This is a genomic window from Aquimonas voraii (assembly GCF_900101825.1).
Taxonomy (GTDB): domain Bacteria; phylum Pseudomonadota; class Gammaproteobacteria; order Xanthomonadales; family Xanthomonadaceae; genus Aquimonas; species Aquimonas voraii.
In genome coordinates this window covers 1,018,362-1,037,072 of the sequence record NZ_FNAG01000001.1, presented here as the reverse complement: position 1 = coordinate 1,037,072, position 18,711 = coordinate 1,018,362, and the positions used below count along the sequence as shown (strand labels likewise).

Sequence of the window (18,711 nt, the reverse complement as noted above, 5' to 3'; positions counted from 1 at the left end):
CGAGGCAGGGCAGCGGGGGCAGGGCCTCGAGACGGGTCTGGCCGGGCGCGAGATGCTTGGCGTAAACGCAGAGCAGGGCGGGGTGGGTGCCGTCCGAGGGGAGACTGGAGTTCAAGGAAATTCCGATGGCTGGATGCGGCGGTGAGGCGGCCGCGGGCGCGATTCCTGCGCGTGGGGCGCATTGACGGCGCGGATTATCGCAACCGCGTGCAGGCGAGGCCAGCGCGGACGATCCAGCGGCAGGCAGGCGACGCTGCCCGACGCCTGCCAGAACCGGTCTCGGCCAGGACGCCAGCCCGGCCCCCTTGGGTCGCTACACTGCGGCGCTGGACAAGTGGCTGCAGCCGCATCGGACCCCTCCCTTGAGTCGACAGAACACCACCCGCAGGGCGCCCGTCCCTGCCGAGCAACGACGCTGGCCAGGCCTTCTGTGGCGACTGTTGGCGCCCGTGCTGCTGCTCGGTCTAGGTTTCGGCGCGGGCTTCCTCGCGCCCTACTTCTACGTGATCGACCAGCGCGTCGCCGCCGACTTCGCGGCGCTGACCTGGCAGGTGCCGACGCGGGTCATGGCCCGGCCGCTGCGGCTTGACGTGGGTGTCCCGATGGATCTGGCCGGACTGCGCGCCGAGCTGGACGCGGCCGGCTACCGCGAGGACGGGCAGGGCCGCGAGGCCGGCAGCTACGGCGTGGACGGCGGTTCGGTGCAGCTGACCACGCGCGCCTTCATCGACGTCGATGGCCCGCAATCGTCACGCAGCGTGCGCGTCCAGCTGGCGCAAGGGAAGGTGCGCTCGCTCACCAATCTCTCGGGCACTGCGGTGCGGGAACTCCGAGTCGACCCCGCCCGCATCGCGACCCTGTACGGCGAAAAGCGCGAGGAGCGCCGGCTGGTTCGGCTGGAGGATGTGCCGCCGCTGTTCGTGATGAGCCTGCAGGCGGTCGAGGACCGCGACTTCAAGCATCACATCGGCGTCGACTTCAGCGGCATCGTGCGCGCCGCCTGGATCAACCTGCGCGAGGGTGAGGTGCGGCAGGGCGCCAGCACGCTCACCCAGCAGCTCGCCCGCAACCTCTACCTGAGCCGCGAGCAGGCGCTGTGGCGCAAGGTCAAGGAAGCCCTGCACGCGCTGGCGATGGAGCGCCGCTTCTCCAAGGCGCAGATCCTGGAGGCCTACCTCAACGAGATCTTCCTCGGCCAGCAGGGCAACCAGGCCATCCACGGCGTGGCCGCAGCCGCGGATTTCTGGTTCGGTCGCGAGCTGGGCCAGCTCAAGCCGCATGAGATCGCCCTGATCATCGGCATGATCCGCGGGCCGTCCTACTACGACCCGCGCCGCCACCCCGAACGTGCCCTGACTCGACGCAATCGCGTGCTGAACCAGATGGCCGAGACCGGCCTGATCGATGCCGCGACCGCCGAACGTGAGGCTGCCTTGCCACTCGGCATCAAGCGCCAGGTCGGGCTGGCCGGCAACCGTGCGCCGTCCTTTCTGGCCTTGGTGCGCACCCAGCTGGAGCGGGACTACAAGGCCGAGGACCTGCGCGGCGCAGGGCTCACCATCCACACCACGCTGTCGCCGCTGGCGCAGTCGCTGGCCGAGCGCGCCGCGCGCGAGCAGCTCGCCGAGCTGCAGACGCAGGGGCGCCCCGAGCTGCAAACCGCGGTGGTGCTCACCGACAGCGAGCGCGGCGAAGTGCTCGCCCTGGTCGGCGACCGCGAAGGCGAGGGCAGTGGCTTCAACCGCGCGCTTGATGCGCAGCGCCCCGTCGGCTCGCTGATCAAACCCTTCGTCTATCTGCTGGCGCTGGCCCAACCGGGGCGCTTCGCCCTGGCCACACCACTCGAGGACGCGCCGATCGAGCTGCGCCTGCCGAATGGCCAGACCTGGGCCCCCACCAACGCGGATGACGTCAGCCACGGCACGGTGACCCTGCTGCAGGCGCTGGCGCAGTCCTACAACCAGGCGACGGTGCGGTTGGGCATGGAGCTCGGGGTGGACCGCGCCAGTCGGCTGATCGAAGCGCTGTCCGGAACCCGCCCGCCGGCGCACCCTTCGCTGCTGCTCGGCGCGGTCGACATGAGCCCTTATCAGATGGCCCAGCTCTACCAGTTCCTCGCTTCCGGTGGACGTTTGCAGCCGCTGCGCGCGGTCCGCGGCGTGCTGGACGCACAGGGTTCGACGCTGACCCGCTACGAGAAGGCGTCCGATCCGGCGCAGCCGGGCGATGCGCTGGCCGCCCGCCTGATCGGCATGGCCCTGCAGGAAGCCGCGCGCAGCGGCACCGGCCGGCGCCTGTACGCCGAAGGCTTGGGGCATCTGCAGCCGGCAGGCAAGACCGGCACCAGCAATGACAGCCGGGACAGCTGGTTCGCCGGCTACACAGGGTCCCATCTCGCTGTGGTGTGGGTGGGCAACGACGGCAATGCACCGACCGGGCTGTACGGCGCTTCCGGTGCAATGCGGGTCTGGACCGACCTGTTCAAGCGTCTACCCAGCTCCCCGCTGAACGTCGGCGAGGACGGGCTGGAGTTCGCCTGGCTCGCCGCCGACAATTTCGCGCTCACCGATGAAGGCTGTCCCGGCGCACGCCGCTTCGCCTTCATCCGCGGCTATACCCCAGAAACCTATGACGGCTGCCCGATGGCGCGCGTGCGCGAATGGTTCGGCGGCGGAGATCCCGAACAGTGAAGCGTCTGACCCTGCTTGTGTGCACCGGCCTGCTGCTCTCCGGCTGCGCAACGTTCCAGCCGGTGCAAACCGTGCAGGCGCCCGAGCCCGAACCGCCGGCCCGCGACCTGATCGCTGAGCTCTATGCGATGGTCGAGGCTGAAGACGCGATCGTGGTCGAGCCGCTGCCCGACCCGGAAATCGAGGATCTGCGGGCCGCCGCGCATGAGGCACTGGCCCTGCGTGACCTGGAGCTCGCCGCCCGCAACCTCGCGCAGGCGCTGGAGATCCGCCCAGGCCGCCCGGACCTGCTGCAGCTGCGTGCCGAAGTCGCCCTGGGTCAGCAGCTGCTGGACGAGGCCGAGCAGTACGCCATCGCCTCGTTCGAGAACGGTCCACGACTGGGACCACTGTGCCGCCGCAACTGGGCCGCGATCCAACTGGCCCGCGAAGTGCGTGGCAACGCTGCTGAAGCCGAGACCGCGCGCGCGCAGTCGCAGCGCTGCACGGCGGAGCCCGTCATTCGCATGTGAGGTCCGGCGCTCTCCTCGCGCCTGACCGCTTCGATGTCCTCCAAGGCTGCAGCCTCACGCGCAGCCGCTAAGATGCGGGCCCATGGAACTGCTCGACGCCACGGCCGCGGCACTGTCCGCGCAGGGCCCGCTGGCGCGGGCCTGGCCGGAATTCCGTGCGCGCGAGGCGCAGCAGCGGCTCGCTGAAGCCGTCTCCACCGCCATGCTGGAGCGCGGCGAACTCATCGCCGAAGCCGGCACCGGCACCGGCAAGACCTACGCCTACCTGGTGCCAGCGCTTCTGTCCGGCCTGCGGGTGATCGTCTCCACCGGCACCCGCGCCCTGCAGGACCAGCTCTATCACCGCGACCTGCCGCGACTGCGCGAGGCTCTGGGCGTCGGCCTCAAGACCGCCCTGCTGAAAGGCCGCAGCAACTACCTGTGCTGGTACCGCATGGACCGCGCGCGCAGCGATCGCCTGTTCGGCTCGCGTGAGCAGGCCGCCCAGCTTGCGCGGGTCTGGAGCTTCGCCGGTGCCAGCGAGGACGGCGACATCGCCGGCATCGACTTCGTCACCGAGGACTCGGCCCTGTGGCCGCAGATCACCTCGACGCCGGACAACTGCCTCGGCAGCGAGTGTCCCTTCTACGGCGAGTGCTTCGTCGCCAAGGCCCGGGCCCGCGCGCAGGCGGCCGATCTGGTGGTGGTCAATCACCATCTGCTGTTCGCCGATTTGGCCCTGAAGCGGGAGGGCTTCGGCGAGATCCTGCCCGGCGCACATGCCTTCGTGATCGACGAGGCGCACCAGCTGCCCGAGCTCGCCACGCGCTTCTTCGGCAGCAGCCTTTCCGCGCGCCAGCTGCAGGAGCTGGGCCGCGATGCGCTCGCCGAAGCGCAGCAGGCCTCCGGCGCCACCGGCGCGCTGCAGCCGGCGGTGGAGGCGATGGACAAGGCCCTGCGTGAGTTCCGCCTGGCCTGGGACCCGCTGCCCGCGCGCGGTCCGATCGAACAGGCCCTGCGCCACGATCCCTGTGCCGACAGCCTGGAGGTGCTGGAGCATGCGCTCGACGACCTGCTGCACGCGATCGAAGGCCAGGCCGAACGCAGCCCAGGCCTCGAAGCCTGCCTGGTACGTGCGCAGTCGCTGCAGCAGCGGATGCAGGCCCTGCATCCGCGGGGCGACGACAGCGTGCCGCAGGTGCGCTGGTACGAGTTGGCGTCGCGCGGCTTCAGCCTGCATGTGACTCCACTGGATATCGCCGGGCCGCTCACCGAGTTCCGCGCGAAGGCGCATGCGGCCTGGATCTTCACCTCGGCCACGCTGGCGGTCAGCGGCAGCTTCAGCCACTTCGCCGATCAGCTGGGCCTGATCGAGCCACGCACCCTGCTGGAGCCCAGCCCCTTCGACTACGGACAGCAGTCGCTGGCCTGGCTGCCGCCGGCGCTGCCGGATCCGATCGAGCGCGGTTACACCGCGGCCCTGCTGCGCGCCAGCCTGCCGGCGCTGGAGGCCTCGCAGGGGCGCGCCTTCCTGCTGTTCACCAGCCATCGTGCCCTGCGCGAGGCCGCCGAGTGGCTCGCAGCGAACGCACCCGGCTTTCCGCTGTTCGTGCAGGGGAGCCAGCCCCGACATCGCCTGCTGCAGGCCTTTCGCGAGTCGGGCAATGGCCTGCTGCTGGGGGCGGCCAGCTTCTGGGAGGGTGTCGACGTGGCCGGCGAGGCGCTGTCGCTGGTGCTGATCGACAAGCTGCCGTTTGCGGCGCCCGATGACCCGGTGCTCGAAGCGCGGCTGGACCACATCCGCCGCAACGGCGGCAACCCCTTCCGCGACTGGCAGCTGCCGACCGCGGTGATCGCCTTCAAGCAGGGGGTGGGGCGGCTCATCCGCAGCGAGAGCGACCGCGGCGTGCTGGTGCTCGGCGACCCGCGACTGAACCGCAAGGGCTATGGGCGCAGCTTCCTCAGCAGCCTGCCGCCGCTGCCGCGCACCGAGCGCATCGAGGATGTGCGCGCGTTCTTCGCGGCTTCGCCCCTCCCCATCGAAGGCGTCTGTTCAGCGGCGAGCGCCAGCCTGATCCGCAGCTTCGACATCGACGAGCCCGATCCAGTCTGAGTGCGGGCAGGGTCGCGAATCCGCATCTCGCGCGGCCCGCGGCTGGACAGACCGGCCCCTGCACGTACACTCGGCGGTTTCCCGTTGTCCGGCCCCGCGATGAACCTGCTCGCCATCGACACCACCACCGAAGCCTGCAGCGTCGCCCTGCGCTGCGGCGACGCCGTGCTGGAGCGCTTCGAGATCGCGCCGCGCCGCCATGCCGAGCTGGTCTTGCCGTGGGCGGATGCGCTGCTGTCGGAAGCCGGAATCGCCCGCAATCAACTGGATGCGATCGCCGTCGGCATCGGCCCCGGCGCGTTCACTGGCGTGCGTCTGGCGGTGGCGTTGGGGCAGGGCCTGGCGCTTACGCTGGGGCGCCCGCTGATCGGCATCAGCAGCCTGCAGATCCTCGCGGCCGGCGCACGCGGCGCGCAGCCGGGTGACGGCGTGTTCGCCAGCATCGATGCGCGCATGGGCGAGGTCTACGCCGCGGCCTTCCGTATCCATCGTGATGGCCTGCCCGAACCCGTCGACGCGCCGCAGCTGGCGCGGCCCGACGAGGTGCGCCTGCCCGAGGACAGCTATGGCTGGGCCCGCGGCACCGGGCTCGCCGCAGGCCAGGGCGAAGTCGGCCAGCGTCTGCAGGCCCAGGGCTGGCGGTTGGAGCCGGGTGCCCTGCCAGCTGCCACCGATCTGGCCCGTCTGGCGCTGCGCGCATACGACCTCGGCGCCTATTCCGAGCACCCGGAAGACGTCCAGCCTCTGTACCTCCGCGACAAGGTGGCGCAGACCATCGCCGAGCGAGAGGGACGCTGAGCGAGGCAGCTGCGCCCACGTGGCTCCCGCCTCATGCACACTTGGGGCTTGGTTCGTTTCTGGAGCGCGCATGGGGACCGGCAAGGACACGAGCGCTTTCTGCGCAGTCTGTGGACGCAGGTTCGCGCGCCGCCAGCTCACACATGCACTGGCGGTGCGTGACGGCATCGCCGAGCTGATCCGCGAGAGCCACCCGGATTGGAACGAGGACTCGCTGATCTGTTCCCCGGATCTGCAGGCCTATCGGACCCGCTACGTCCGCTCACTGCTCCAGGCCGAGCGGGGCGAGCTGACCCAGCTGGAACAGGAAGTGCTGCTCAGCCTGCGCGACCATGATCTGTTGAGTCGCAACGTCGACCTCGACGTGCAGCAGCAGTGGACGCTCGGCGAGCGCCTGGCGGATCGGATCGCGACCTTCGGTGGAAGCTGGGCCTTCCTGATCTGCTTCGGCCTGTTCCTCGCGGCCTGGATCGCGCTCAACACGTTCGTCTTGGTGGCGCGCCCGCCGGATCCGTATCCCTTCATCCTGTTGAACCTTCTGCTCTCCTGTCTCGCCGCGATCCAGGCTCCGATCATCATGATGAGCCAGAACCGACAGGAGGCGAAGGACCGTGCCAGGGCGCAGCACGACTACCAGATCAACATGAAGGCCGAGCTCGAGATTCGCCATTTGCACGAGAAAATGGACCACCTGCTCTCCCACCAGTGGGAGCGCCTCGCGCAGATCCAGGAGATCCAGCTCGACCTGCTCGCGGAGCTTGAGCGAAAGCGCTGAAGGCGCACCGTGCCGAGCAGGCGCCAAGGCGCGGGTCCATCACCCCAGCGGTGGTCAGCTCCTCGGAAAGTCGTCGAGCAGGCCTTTCGCGACCCGCGTCATCGCGCCGCGGCGCAGGGCGAAATCCCAGTAGCTGCCGCCGAGCTGGCGCCACAGCACCGCCGAACGCACAGCGGCCAGAAGGGCGGCGCGTATTTGCGCCACCACGGCCGACTGAGCGAGCTGCAGCGGGTTACCCTGAACCATCACGCGCGGCTTGAGCTGGCTGAGCGTATCGGCGTAGAGGTCGGCAAGGCGCTGGCTGACGCTGCCGTGCTCGCTGCCAAAGTGCTCGCGCTGGCGCTCGATCGACTCGATGCCCTGGCGCAGGGCGTCCAGCATCTTCGGCTGTTTGACCAGCTGACGCTCCAACTGCAGGACGGTGACGGCCATCCGCGATAGGGCAACGTCGCGACCCTGGCCGCTGATCTGGCGCAGCAGACAGATCAACCCCGGCTGCAGGCGCGGGGCGCCGCCGTAGACCGCTTCGACACTTTCCGCATCGAGGCGGAAAACGCTGTCGAGGCAGGGCTGCACCAGATCGGCGTCGGCGCGGCCTTCGTGGGCGATCTGGCGCACGGCTGTCAGTGCCTGCAGCAGGCCGGCGAGCGCGAGCACGCGGTCTTTCATTCAACCTCCATGGCATGGATCTCGAGCGGGGCATCGGTGGCTTCGATGACCGCCCCGCCCAGGCAGACCTCGCCAGCATAGAAAACGATGGATTGGCCAGGAGTGACGGCGCGCTGCGGGCGAGCGAACTCGACGCGCAGGCTACCGTCCTCGCGCACTTCGACGCTGCAGGATTCGTCGGCCTGGCGATAGCGAGTCTTGGCCGTGCATTCAAAACGGGTGGCGGGCGGTGCGCCGTCGGCGAAGTCGGGGCGGGCGGTGCGCAGGCGCCGGCTCATCAGGTAGGGGCTGTCGTGGCCCTGATCGACGACCAGGCGGTTGCGGGCGATGTCCTTGCCGACCACGAACCAGGGTGCCTGCGGCCGGCCACGCACGCCGCCCAGGTTGAGGCCCTCACGCTGGCCGAGAGTGTAGAAGAAGGCCCCGCCGTGGCGGCCAAGCACCACGCCCTCCGGATCGACGATCTCGCCTTCCCGGGCGGGCAGGTAGCGGCCGAGGAACTCGCGAAAATCGCGCTCGCCGATGAAGCAGATGCCGGTCGAGTCCTTCTTGGCATGGGTGGGTAGGGCGGCCTCGGCGGCGAGGCGGCGCACTTCCGACTTCGGTAGCTCACCGACCGGAAACAGGGTGGCGGAGAGCGCCTCCTGACCCAGGGTGTAGAGGAAATAGCTCTGGTCCTTGGCCGCATCGAGGCCGCGCAGCAGCTGCCAGCGGCCGTTCTCGCAGCGCACGCGCGCGTAGTGACCGGTGGCGATGCGCTCGGCGCCGAGCGCGCGGGCGTGATCGAGGAAGGTGCGGAACTTGATCTCGCGATTGCAGAGGATGTCCGGGTTGGGCGTGCGGCCGGCGCGGTATTCAGCGACGAAGTGCGCGAACACGCCGTCCCAGTACTCGGCGGCGAAGTTGCGGGTGTGGCAGCGGATGCCCAGGCGCCCGCAGACCGCGATCGCGTCCTTGCGGTCCTCCTCGGCGCGACAGCCGCCCTCGCGCGAATCTTCTTCCCAGTTCTGCATGAACAGGCCTTCGATCGGCGTGCCCGCGCGCTGCAGCAGCAGCGCGGCGACCGAGGAGTCCACGCCCCCGGACATGCCGACGATGACGGTTCCCGGCTGCATGCAGGCTCAGCCCAGCACGTGGCGCACGTGCTGGAGCGGCGCGCGCTGGCCGGCCAGGAAATCGCGCACCACCGCCTGCACCAGCGGGCTGCGCAGGCGGTCGGCTTCGGCGTCGATTTCGGCGGGCGCCAGCCACAGGCAGCGGGTGATGCCCGCATCGAGCGGCCGCGCTGGATCATGGCGCACGGCCTCGGCGCCGAAGGCGAAGCGGATGTAGGTCTTGCCAGTCTCGGCCCGCCACAGATAGCTGCCGACGAAGCACTGCGGGCGCACCTGCCAGCCGGTTTCCTCCAGCGCCTCGCGAGCGGCGGCCTCGACCAGGCCCTCGCCGGGTTCCAGGTGGCCGGCCGGCTGGTTCAGCACCAGACGACCGCGAACCTCCTCCTCCACCAGCAGGAAGCGCCCCTCGCGTACGATGACGCAGGCCACGGTGATGTCCGGGTTGAACTGGATGTCGCTCTTGGGCACGAGACACGCCGGCTGGCAAAGAGGCGGAACTTTACAACAGGCCGCAGCGCGTTCCCTGCACAGGTTCAAGCCGGGTCGACGGGATGCGGGCCAGACTGCAGCTGAAGCAGGCTCTTGCATCCGGCCGCAACGCAACCACATAGCACACCATGACCGTACTGCCTGACTTCCTACACAGTTTCCCGATGCCATCGCAGGCGCAGTCTCCACGTATGGCCGGCGACCCCGACGGCGCTCCGGATGAAGCCCAGCAGCGCGGTCTGGCGGTGGAGGAAGCACGACCGGAGGTCACTCGTCCGCCGCTCTACCAAGTGGTCCTGCTGAACGACGACTACACGCCAATGGATTTTGTGGTCGAGGTCTTGCAAGTCTTCTTCGGCATGAACTCGGAGCGCGCCACCCAGGTGATGCTGCATGTACACACCCGCGGCAAGGGCGTCTGCGGGGTGTATACACGTGAAGTGGCAGAAACCAAGGTCCAGCAGGTCAATGAATTCTCGCGCGCGCACCAGCACCCGCTGCTGTGCAGCATGGAAAAAGCGTAAGAGTGCAATCTTCGTCTGCCGGTGAGGGCACCGGCAGTCAGCGGCAGCAGCGATATCCGTCAGGCGCAAGGAGCCCCGGCATGTTCAGCAAAGATCTCGAGTTCAGCATCGGCCAGTGCTACAAGCAGGCCCGCGAGGCGCGCCATGAGTTCATGACGGTCGAGCACCTGCTGCTGTCGCTGCTGGAGAACCCCTCCGCTGTGGCCGTGCTCCGCGCCTGTGGGGCCGACCTCACCCGGCTTGGCCAGGAGCTGCGCAACATCATCAGCGAGACCGTGCCCGTGCTGGCCGCCGATGACACCCGCGACACCCAGCCGACCCTGGGTTTCCAGCGCGTGCTGCAGCGCGCGGTCTATCACGTGCAGTCCTCGGGCCGTAAGGAGGTGACCGGCGCCAACGTGCTGGTCGCGATCTTCGGCGAAAAGGACAGCCACGCGGTCTATTTCCTCGGCCAGCAGGAGATCAGCCGGCTGGACGTCGTCAACTACATCAGCCACGGCGTCGCCAAGTTGAGCAGTGAGCAGGTCAAGCCCGCCGAGCCAGAGGCGCAGAAGGAGGGCGAGGGCGAGGAGGGCAAGGCCAATCCGCTGTCCGAGTACGCCGCCAACCTCAACGAGCAGGCCAAAGCCGGCAAGATCGACCCCCTGATCGGCCGCGCCGAGGAAATCGAGCGCGTCATCCAGGTGCTCTGCCGCCGCCGCAAGAACAACCCGCTGCTGGTCGGCGAAGCCGGCGTCGGCAAGACCGCGCTGGCGGAAGGGCTGGCCAAGCGCATCGTCGATGGCGAGGTGCCCGAGGTGCTGGCGGACGCGACCATCTATGCGCTGGACCTGGGCGCCCTGGTCGCCGGCACCAAGTACCGCGGCGACTTCGAGAAGCGCCTGAAGGCCGTGCTCGCCCAGCTCAGGAAGGAGCCGGGCGCCGTCCTGTTCATCGACGAAATCCACACCATCATCGGCGCCGGCTCGGCCTCGGGCGGCACCATGGATGCGTCGAACCTGATCAAGCCCGTACTGGCCTCCGGCGAGCTGCGCTGCATCGGCTCGACCACGTTCCAGGAATACCGCGGCGTGTTCGAGAAGGACCGCGCGCTGGCGCGGCGCTTCCAGAAGATCGACGTGGTCGAGCCTTCGGTGGCCGATGCGGTCGCCATCCTCAATGGGTTGAAGACCAAGTTCGAGGAGCACCACCGGGTCGAGTACCTCGGCGAGGCGCTGCAGGCGGCGGTCGACCTCTCGGTCAAGCACATCGGCGACCGCCTGCTGCCGGACAAGGCCATCGACGTCATCGATGAGGCCGGTGCGCGCCAGCGCCTGCTGCCCGAGGACAAGCGCAAGGCGATCATCGATGTCGCCGAGATCGAGTACATCGTCGCCCGCATGGCGCGCATCCCGGCGAAGCAGGTCTCGGCCTCGGACCGTGATGTGCTGCGCAACCTCGATCGCAACCTGAAGATGGTCGTGTTCGGCCAGGACGAGGCCATCGACACCCTCGCATCCGCCATCAAGATGGCGCGCTCGGGCCTCGCCAACCCCGACAAGCCGATCGGCAGCTTCCTGTTCGCCGGCCCCACTGGCGTCGGCAAGACCGAAGTGACCCGCCAGCTGGCCATGCAGCTCGGTATCGAGCTGGTGCGTTTCGACATGTCCGAGTACATGGAGGCCCACTCGGTCAGCCGCTTGATCGGCGCGCCTCCGGGCTATGTCGGCTTCGACCAGGGTGGCCTGTTGACCGAGAAGATCGTCAAGACCCCGCACTGCGTGCTGTTGCTCGACGAGATCGAGAAGGCCCATCCGGATGTCTTCAACATCCTGCTGCAGGTGATGGACCGCGGCACGCTCACCGACACCAATGGACGCGAGGCCAACTTCCGCAACGTGATCCTGGTGATGACCACCAATGCGGGTGCCGCCCAGGCTGCGCGCCGCAGCATCGGCTTCGTCGAGCAGAACCACGCCACCGACGCCATGGAAGTGATCCGCAAGAGCTTTTCGCCGGAGTTCCGCAACCGCCTCGACGCCGTGGTGCAGTTTGGTGGACTCGACTTCGACCACATCCTGCGCGTGGTCGACAAGTTCATCATCGAGCTTGAGACCCAGCTGCAGGAGAAGCACGTCGCGCTCAGCGTCGAGCCGGAGGCCCGCCGCTGGCTGGCGCAGAACGGCTTCGATCCGCAGATGGGCGCGCGTCCCATGGCCCGCGTCATCCAGGACCAGGTCAAGCGTCCGCTGGCCGATGAGCTGCTGTTCGGCAAGCTGGTCAACGGTGGCCGCGTCACCGTGGTGGTGCGTGACGGCAAGCTGGCAGTGGAGGCCGCCGAGGAAATGCAGGGCGAGCTCAGCATCGTGGAGTGAACCGCGAACCGGTTCGCAGATGCGGGGCGTGGCATTCTTCCCCGGCCCGCGCGACGCGCTGTACACGCCTTCTGGTTGTTGCCCTGTCCGGTTTTCGCGCATAACCTCGACGGATTCTTGACAGACGGCGCCCTGCAGGGCGCCGTACTTCCGTGGGGGAAGGCGTGGGGGCAAGCAAGCTGTGGGGTGGCGCGCTGGCGCTGCTGGTGGGGCTGGCCTTCGGGCTGGCGGTCTACGCGGGCACTCTGCTGCCCGATCTGACCGCGCGGGGCTCGCAGCCCGGGCTGCTGCATCCCATCGAGACTTCCGGCGACTGCATGGGCTGCCATGCCGGTGGCACCCTCGAATTCCACTACCCGGCCACCAGCTGGAAGGGTTCGATGATGGCCAATGCCGGCCGCGACCCGGTGTTCTGGGCCGCGCTGGACGTTGCCAATGCCGACGGAGAAAGCATCGGGGTGCCCGGCGTGGGCGACTGGTGTCTCCGCTGCCACGTGCCCGAGGGCTGGTTCGCCGGCCGCGTCAGCAAGACCGCGAGCGGCACCCGCGTGGAGGGTACCGATGGCTGCCTTCTGCAGGGCAAGCATGATGACGTGCCCGGTTTTGGCAACGATTACGCGGGCGTTGGCTGTCACTACTGTCATCGCGCCCAGCCGAACGGCCCGAACGGCGAGCCGAACCACCTGGAGAGCGGGGACGTCTGGCTGGACGACGAGCCCTGCGAGAACGGTGGTAGCGGCCCGTGCCGCGGCGGACCCTACGACTATGCCCGCGAGGGCACTTCACCGCCGCCCCATCCTTGGAAGCAGTCGTCGCATCTGTCGAGCAGCGAGATGTGCGGCAGCTGCCACGACGTGACTTCGCCCCTCAACAACGGTGTACCGCTGCGCACGCTGGTCAGCGCTGCCGGAGTGGACACGGGCATCGCCTTCCCGATCGAGCGCACCTACAGCGAATGGCGCAAGAGTGATTACGGCTCCGCGCTGTTCGCCGATGGTGCGGAGGCTGCGCCGATGCGCAATCAGCCCGGCGTCGTGGTCAAGCAGCAGCAGACCTGCCAGGACTGCCACATGGAAATCGCGCGCAGCGACAATCCCGAGGAGCAGTTCCTGGCCTGTTTCTACGGCCCCAACCGCAACGGCACGCTGTCCGTGCACAACTTCTCCGGCGCCAACGCTTGGGTCCCGAAGATCCTGAAGGGCGAGTTCCCGGGCCTGGGCTACGACGAGGCCTTCGATCAGGCGATCCTGTGGTCGACGCAACTCCTCACCCAGCGCACCGCGCTGCTGTCCGCGCGCGGCCAGCGCTCGGCCGATGGACAGACGCTGGAGGTGGAGGTTGAAGTCACCAATCGGTCAGGCCACAAGCTGCCCACGGGCTACTCCGAAGGCCGTCGCATGTGGATCGAGTTGGAAGTGCGCGATGCCCAGGGCAGCCTCGTCTACAGCAACGGCAGTTGGGATCCCGCGACCGGCGAGCTGCAGCGGGATGCGCAGACGCGCGTCTACGAGATCAAGCAGGGCATCTGGGATCCGGGCTCAGGCAGCTGTCGCATCGCCGACGCACAGGGCAGGGCGAGCTTCCATTTCGTCTTGAACAACTGCGTGGCGAAGGACAATCGCATTCCTCCGCTGGGGTTCACGGGTGGCAACGATGTCGAGATCGCCCCGGTGGGCGCGATCTATCCGCCAGAACGACCCGGTTCCGAGCGCTTACGCAATGTCGATATGGCCCGCTACAGCATTCCGGTCGCGGGCGTCAGCGGTCCGCTCACGGTACAGGCGCGACTGCACTTCCAGATTTCCAGCAAGGAGTACGTCGAGTTTCTCCGCGATCAGGCCGTGGAACGCGACTTCGAGGGCGAAAACGCGATGTGTGAGGGTGGGCCTGGCCGGCCCTTCGATGTCGGCCCGCAGAATCTGAGTCGCGGTGCCTATCTTTATGGGCTGTGGTCCAACCCGGCTTACGGAAGATCACCGCCGATCTTGATGGAAAGCGCTTCGGCGCAGGTGCCTTGATCCCTGCCTGCCCTCGAGAAGGCGGCGGTGAGTGGATTCAGGCGTGATGGTTTGCACACAGCGAGCGCAGCACTGGGAAAGAGTGCGCGTTCAAACCTAGGGTCTTGGGGGTATCGATGTTCAAGCATCTTCCTGCGGCGCTTCTCGCCGCACTCGCAATTACGCCTCTCGCCACTGCGCAGGTGGTCGAGAGCCAGGCTCAAGCCGCCAGAAACGCCCAGCAGTGGATGGTCTGGGGCGGCGAGCTGCGCTTCAACTGGAACCGCGACCTGATGGGGGATCTCGGATTCACCGTGAGTCCCGCGAAGGATCGGCTCGACGTGCGTGACGAACCGCATGTGGAACGCATTGCCCTGCGCGAAGCGGCCGGTCTCGAGATACGCGTAGAGAATTCCTCCGACTTCGCTGGCTTCGCGGGCGGTCGCCTGCAGTCCCGCGGCGGTTTTCGGTTGACTGGCGAGAACCTCGACATCGATCTCAGCAATCTGGTGCTGCGTCCGAGCCCGAAGCATCCATTCCAGCTCGATGTCATTAGCGCGGACGGTAAAGCCTGGTTCTACATCGACCGTCTCATGTACAAGCTGGAGGGCGGCGACGTTCCCCAGATGAACGTACGCGCCATGGATCTGCGCATCGCGCCCGAGCTCGCGGCCGCCCTCGGCAACCGAGCCTATGCCGGCTGGGTGGTGGCGGGCCTTGAGATGTACGCGCGCATCGCCACGCCGGGCGCCGTCATCGCCCGGCCCAAGGGCAGTTCACGTTGGCACGGAAGCCCGGCCCCCAACGGCGGGGTGTACGAAGTCGATGTCTTCATGAGCAGCTTCAACCTGCAGTACACCCGCAAACAGAACGCAGCCGATGGCCCTGGCGGGCAGAACACCGGACTCGTGGTCTTCACTCCCAGCTCGACCCTGCGGAACAACCGCGGAACCGGTTCGGCCGACGAGTCCAACCTCGGCAATCCATTGATCGCCACCGTCGCTGGCGACCCACTTGGCACCAGTACAGCGCGTTACGCGGCCGATGTGCCGTGGTGGCAGAAGTTCAGCGGCAACTTCGCGCCTCACGGCAACGACCAGCACCCCTACCTGATCTGGAACCTCTACCGCGTCGATTCCACCGGCCGCATCGAGCAGATCGGACGCTCCGGCGTGAAGCACGCCTGGCTGACCACCAACTCGCCCTGCGACGTCAATCCGGGCAACAACCACATCCTCGGCCGCGGCTGTGTCGATACCTATGGCACCGGCAACAATGATGCGATCACCGACTTGGGTCCGCGCAACGAGATCCTGCCCTTCACGGGGCAGTGGGGACGCTGCGGTTCGGTCTACGACGCCGACTGCAACGGCGCGCGCGACACCAGCTCGCCCTGTGTCAATGTCGGCGGCACGGACTGCAGCAATTACGCGTTCCGGATGCCGGTGATCGAGCAGTTCATCGATACCAGCCTGAATCCGGGTGCCACCTATTTCGCGGAGTCCTGGTACATCGTCCGCGACGACATCAACATCCAGAACACGATGCAGTCGCTGCCCATCACCTTCAACTGGACCGGCAGCGCCTGGAACAGCATGAATGGCACACCTTTGCGTCTCGGCGCGGCGCTGGGGCGGTGGGTGGCGCCTGACACCACGGCACCCAACGAGCGGAGCACGGATATCAAGACGGGGGATGGCAGCCTGCGTGTCGCCCTGCGGGTGAACGACCTCGGCGGCGGCCAGTACCGCTACGACTACGCAGTGATGAACTTCGATTTCGCCCGCGCCGTGACCCAAGGAGCCGAGCCCAATTTGCGCGTGCTTCGCAACAACGGCTTCAATCGCTTCGAGCTGCCGTTTCCCGAAGACGCCGAGCTCATCTCCACCGAATTCGCCGATGGCGATCTCGATTCGGCCAACAACTGGACGCTCAGCCGGGTGGGTTCAAGCCTCGTCTGGCAGGCCGCAGGCACGCCGACTGCGCCGAACAATCCGCTGAACTGGGGCGTGATGTTCCGCTTCTCGCTCACCACCACGCAGGCTCCGCAGGCAGGCAGCGGCTCGCTGGGCGTGGCCGAGCCGGGGACGCCTGCCAGCGTGCGGGTCGACACCCTGGTACCCGGCGCCGCCGCACCCTCGCCGGATGCACTGTTCTCGAACGGCTTCGAGACCGCTCTCTGACGGCGCGAATCTCGGTCGGGAGCGCCATGGAAGGCGATCCCGATCGATCCACAGACGCTGCCTGCCAGGCAGAGTGCAGGCGAGTGGCTCGGCCCGATGTATCCCATCGATCCGCGCTGTCGGACTCTCTGGCAAGTACGCCCACAGATCGACGGGCACAACAAAACCCCGGCCTGCTGGAGCAGGCCGGGGTTTTGTTTTCCGATCACTTCATCCGGTAGGTGATACGACCCTTGGTGAGGTCGTAGGGCGTCATTTCAACCTTCACCTTGTCGCCGGTCAGGATGCGGATGTAGTTCTTGCGCATGCGACCGGAGATGTGGGCAGTCACCACGTGGCCGTTCTCGAGCTTCACGCGGAACACGGTGTTGGGAAGGGTCTCCAACACGGTGCCCTCCATCTCGATGGAATCGTCTTTGGACATTCGGTCTTGGGTCTGGAAGCGGCCAGCGGGCCGCGGACAAGTCGCGCATTCTGCCACGGCGGGCCGCAGGGGAAAAGCGCGGGGCGGCTTGGCCGGTCCGATGCAACGGGCTCAGTGGGCCAGCGAGCGGGCCTGGACTTCGCCAAACGCCTCCGTCCAAGAGCCGATGCGGCCCGCCCCGGCGCACAGCCTGCCCAGGTCAGCAAGAAACCGCGGGCGCGGGATCGGCCTGAAACCGAGGCTCGCAAGGTGTTCCGACTCGACCTGACCGTCGAGCAGGGGCATGTCCCACTCGGCGAGACGGCAGCACAGCGCCGCGATCACGCATTTCGAGGCGCCCGATTCCAGGGTGAACATGGACTCTCCAAAGAAGGCGCGTCCGAGGCTGATTCCGTAAAGCCCGCCAATCAATCGTCCGCCGTCCCAGGCCTCGATCGAATGCGCGTGGCCCAGCCGATGCAGCTCGATGTAGGCGCGGCGGATCGCCGGCACGATCCAGGTGCCGCGCTGGCCGCGGCGCGGCAGCTTGGCGCAGTGGGTGATGACGGCCTCGAAGTCGCGGTCGGCGGTCACGAACCAATCGCGGCCGCGCAGTTCGCGACGGAAGCGACGCGTCAGGTGCAGGGCATCGGTGGCGATCACCATGCGCGGGTCGGGGCTCCACCACAGCGGCGGCTCGCCCGGCGAGAACCACGGAAAGATGCCCTGCGCGTAGGCGCGCAGCAGACGCTGGGGCTCCAGTCCGCCGCCCCAGGCCAGCAGGCCGTTGGGATCCCGCAGGGCCTGCTCGACCGGCGGAAAGGGCGAACGCGGATCAGCGCCGAGTTCGGGTAATCGGAAGCTCATCCGCGACTGTCCTCCTGCCGGTAGGGGCTGTGGGCCAGCAGTTCCTGCCGGTACTGTGCCAGCCAGCGGCGTTCGTCCACGAGCGACCTCGCCACGGCATCGCGGAAGGCCGGCATCGGCAAGTAGTGGCTGGAGTGCGTCAGCTGCGGCAGGAAGCCACGCGCGAGCTTGTGCTCGCCCTGCGCACCAGGCTCGAAGCGCTTCAGGCCCTGCTCGATGCAGTACTCGATGCCCTGGTGGTAGCAGCACTCGAAGTGCAGGCCCGGCACCTCCTCGAAGCAGCCCCAGTAGCGACCGTAGAGGGTGTCGGCCGAACGCAGGCACAGCGCCATCGCGATCACGTCGTCCCCGCGCTCTGCCAGGACCAGCAGAAGGCCACGACCGAGGCGCTGCGCGAGATGGTGGAAGAATTCGAGCGTCAGCGCGGCGTGGTTGCCCTTGTCGTCGAAGGTGCGGCAGTAGAGCCTGTGCGCGGTGGCGATCTCCTCGGCGCTGGCCTCATCACCGTGCACTCGGCGCAGGCGGATGCCAGCGCGCGCCACCTGCGCGCGCTCCTGGCGCAGGTTCTTGCGCTTCTTCGACGAAAGCGCGGCGAGGAAGTCCTCGAAGTCCGTGTAGCCGGCGTTGTGCCAGTGGAACTGGATGTCCGTGCGGGCCAGCCATGCCCCGTCGGGGGCTTCGTCGGCCGGATGGAAGTTGATGTGCGCGCCCGAGAGCCGATGCTCGCTCGTGAAACTCTCCAGCGCGCGCAGCAGTTCGGCGCGAAGCCTTGCATCACCGCCACAGAGCAGTCGCGGCCCGGTGACGGGCGAGTAGGGCACCGCCACCAGCAGCTTGGGGAAGTAGTCGAGGCCGGCGCGGTCATAGGCGTCCGCCCAGGCGTGGTCGAACACGAACTCGCCGTGCGAGTTGGTCTTGAGGTAGCAGGGCGCGGCAGCCTGAAGTTCGCCCGCCTCGTTCTCGATCAGCAGATGGTGCGGCGTCCAGCCCCAGTGCGGCCGCAGACAGCCGTTCTCCTCCAGCCCCGAGAGGAAGGCGTGTGAGGTGAACGGATCATCGCTGCCGCGCAGCGTGTCCCAACGGGCAGCATCGACCTCGGCAAGACGCGGAACGAAGCGATGGCGCAGCGGCATGCGGGGCAGGGGTCCGAAGAGTTGGCATCACGCTGGGCAAGGCCCCGTGCAAACGCAGTGAGTGCGCCTTGCTTGGCGGTGCCAGCCCGACACCGCCAAGCGACGAACAG

15 protein-coding genes are annotated in these 18,711 nt (G+C 67.9%); 9 read left to right on the top strand and 6 right to left on the bottom strand.

The features are described 5' to 3' along the window. Positions 1 to 362 precede the first annotated feature (362 nt). The 5 genes from mrcB to BLP83_RS04455 all read left to right on the top strand — a co-directional run bounded on the left by mrcB (position 363) and on the right by BLP83_RS04455 (position 6,867). Positions 363 to 2,690 carry a penicillin-binding protein 1B gene (gene mrcB / locus BLP83_RS04475; protein ID WP_176763998.1) on the top strand — a complete coding sequence of 776 codons (2,328 nt, stop codon included), beginning with the start codon at positions 363 to 365 and terminating at the stop codon, positions 2,688 to 2,690. After that, positions 2,687 to 3,202 carry a hypothetical protein gene (locus tag BLP83_RS04470; RefSeq protein WP_091239281.1) on the top strand — a complete coding sequence of 172 codons (516 nt, stop codon included), beginning with the start codon at positions 2,687 to 2,689 and terminating at the stop codon, positions 3,200 to 3,202. The genes mrcB and BLP83_RS04470 overlap by 4 nt, the downstream gene beginning before the upstream one ends. An 82-nt stretch (positions 3,203 to 3,284) precedes the next feature. Next, positions 3,285 to 5,294: a DNA repair helicase YoaA gene (gene yoaA, locus BLP83_RS04465; protein WP_091239280.1), complete on the top strand. Its 2,010-nt coding sequence runs from the start codon at positions 3,285 to 3,287 to the stop codon at positions 5,292 to 5,294. A 99-nt stretch (positions 5,295 to 5,393) separates the two neighbouring features. Beyond that, complete coding sequence (gene tsaB / locus BLP83_RS04460) at positions 5,394 to 6,092, top strand: tRNA (adenosine(37)-N6)-threonylcarbamoyltransferase complex dimerization subunit type 1 TsaB (RefSeq protein ID WP_091239278.1); 699 nt, start codon at positions 5,394 to 5,396, stop codon at positions 6,090 to 6,092. A gap of 70 nt (positions 6,093 to 6,162) precedes the next feature. Then, positions 6,163 to 6,867 (top strand): DUF1003 domain-containing protein, encoded by a 705-nt coding sequence (locus tag BLP83_RS04455; RefSeq protein WP_091239277.1) that lies wholly within the window; start codon positions 6,163 to 6,165, stop codon positions 6,865 to 6,867. A 54-nt stretch (positions 6,868 to 6,921) separates the two neighbouring features. Here BLP83_RS04455 and hflD read toward each other — a convergent pair whose 3' ends face one another. From hflD to BLP83_RS04440, 3 genes are read right to left on the bottom strand one after another with little or no spacing between them, the layout of a single operon-like run. Continuing rightward, positions 6,922 to 7,536, bottom strand: coding sequence for a high frequency lysogenization protein HflD (gene hflD / locus BLP83_RS04450; RefSeq protein ID WP_091239275.1), 615 nt, complete (start codon positions 7,534 to 7,536; stop codon positions 6,922 to 6,924). Further along, positions 7,533 to 8,651: a tRNA 2-thiouridine(34) synthase MnmA gene (gene mnmA / locus BLP83_RS04445; protein ID WP_091239273.1), complete on the bottom strand. Its 1,119-nt coding sequence runs from the start codon at positions 8,649 to 8,651 to the stop codon at positions 7,533 to 7,535. Before mnmA ends, hflD begins: the two co-directional genes overlap by 4 nt. Positions 8,652 to 8,657: 6 nt before the next feature. Next, the gene (locus tag BLP83_RS04440; RefSeq protein WP_176763997.1) at positions 8,658 to 9,119 is read right to left on the bottom strand and encodes an NUDIX domain-containing protein; all 462 of its coding nucleotides are present in this window, start codon (positions 9,117 to 9,119) and stop codon (positions 8,658 to 8,660) included. Between the two features lie 212 nt (positions 9,120 to 9,331). Between BLP83_RS04440 and clpS the strand changes: the two genes are divergently transcribed. From clpS to BLP83_RS04420, 4 genes are all read left to right on the top strand, one after another. Further along, the gene (clpS, locus tag BLP83_RS04435; protein ID WP_091239270.1) at positions 9,332 to 9,664 is read left to right on the top strand and encodes an ATP-dependent Clp protease adapter ClpS; all 333 of its coding nucleotides are present in this window, start codon (positions 9,332 to 9,334) and stop codon (positions 9,662 to 9,664) included. Between the two features lie 80 nt (positions 9,665 to 9,744). Beyond that, on the top strand, positions 9,745 to 12,018 hold the full coding sequence (clpA, locus tag BLP83_RS04430; protein WP_091239269.1) for an ATP-dependent Clp protease ATP-binding subunit ClpA: 2,274 nt from the start codon (positions 9,745 to 9,747) through the stop codon (positions 12,016 to 12,018). Positions 12,019 to 12,182: 164 nt separating this feature from the next. After that, complete coding sequence (locus tag BLP83_RS04425; RefSeq protein WP_091239268.1) at positions 12,183 to 14,036, top strand: hypothetical protein; 1,854 nt, start codon at positions 12,183 to 12,185, stop codon at positions 14,034 to 14,036. 116 nt (positions 14,037 to 14,152) lie between these two features. Next, positions 14,153 to 16,198: a hypothetical protein gene (locus BLP83_RS04420; protein ID WP_143006536.1), complete on the top strand. Its 2,046-nt coding sequence runs from the start codon at positions 14,153 to 14,155 to the stop codon at positions 16,196 to 16,198. 205 nt (positions 16,199 to 16,403) lie between these two features. Here BLP83_RS04420 and infA read toward each other — a convergent pair whose 3' ends face one another. The 3 genes from infA to BLP83_RS04405 form a co-directional block, all read right to left on the bottom strand. Then, a complete protein-coding gene (gene infA, locus BLP83_RS04415) occupies positions 16,404 to 16,622 on the bottom strand; it encodes a translation initiation factor IF-1 (RefSeq protein WP_091239265.1) in 219 nt (72 codons plus the stop codon). A gap of 111 nt (positions 16,623 to 16,733) precedes the next feature. Further along, positions 16,734 to 17,468 (bottom strand): leucyl/phenylalanyl-tRNA--protein transferase, encoded by a 735-nt coding sequence (aat, locus tag BLP83_RS04410; protein ID WP_091239262.1) that lies wholly within the window; start codon positions 17,466 to 17,468, stop codon positions 16,734 to 16,736. After that, entirely contained in the window at positions 17,465 to 18,601 is a 1,137-nt protein-coding gene (locus tag BLP83_RS04405) for a GNAT family N-acetyltransferase (protein WP_091239260.1), read from the bottom strand. Before BLP83_RS04405 ends, aat begins: the two co-directional genes overlap by 4 nt. Between the last annotated feature and the right edge of the window lie 110 nt (positions 18,602 to 18,711).

What these genes read in the sequence shown, in the direction of transcription:
- yoaA (WP_091239280.1), top strand. Translation starts at nt 3,285, where the DNA reads ATGGAACTGCTCGACGCCACGGCCGCGGCACTGTCCGCGCAGGGCCCG.
- tsaB (WP_091239278.1), top strand. Translation starts at nt 5,394, where the DNA reads ATGAACCTGCTCGCCATCGACACCACCACCGAAGCCTGCAGCGTCGCC.
- BLP83_RS04455 (WP_091239277.1), top strand. Translation starts at nt 6,163, where the DNA reads ATGGGGACCGGCAAGGACACGAGCGCTTTCTGCGCAGTCTGTGGACGC.
- hflD (WP_091239275.1), bottom strand. Translation starts at nt 7,536, where the DNA reads ATGAAAGACCGCGTGCTCGCGCTCGCCGGCCTGCTGCAGGCACTGACA.
- mnmA (WP_091239273.1), bottom strand. Translation starts at nt 8,651, where the DNA reads ATGCAGCCGGGAACCGTCATCGTCGGCATGTCCGGGGGCGTGGACTCC.
- clpS (WP_091239270.1), top strand. Translation starts at nt 9,332, where the DNA reads ATGGCCGGCGACCCCGACGGCGCTCCGGATGAAGCCCAGCAGCGCGGT.
- clpA (WP_091239269.1), top strand. Translation starts at nt 9,745, where the DNA reads ATGTTCAGCAAAGATCTCGAGTTCAGCATCGGCCAGTGCTACAAGCAG.
- BLP83_RS04420 (WP_143006536.1), top strand. Translation starts at nt 14,153, where the DNA reads ATGTTCAAGCATCTTCCTGCGGCGCTTCTCGCCGCACTCGCAATTACG.
- infA (WP_091239265.1), bottom strand. Translation starts at nt 16,622, where the DNA reads ATGTCCAAAGACGATTCCATCGAGATGGAGGGCACCGTGTTGGAGACC.
- aat (WP_091239262.1), bottom strand. Translation starts at nt 17,468, where the DNA reads ATGAGCTTCCGATTACCCGAACTCGGCGCTGATCCGCGTTCGCCCTTT.
- BLP83_RS04405 (WP_091239260.1), bottom strand. Translation starts at nt 18,601, where the DNA reads ATGCCGCTGCGCCATCGCTTCGTTCCGCGTCTTGCCGAGGTCGATGCT.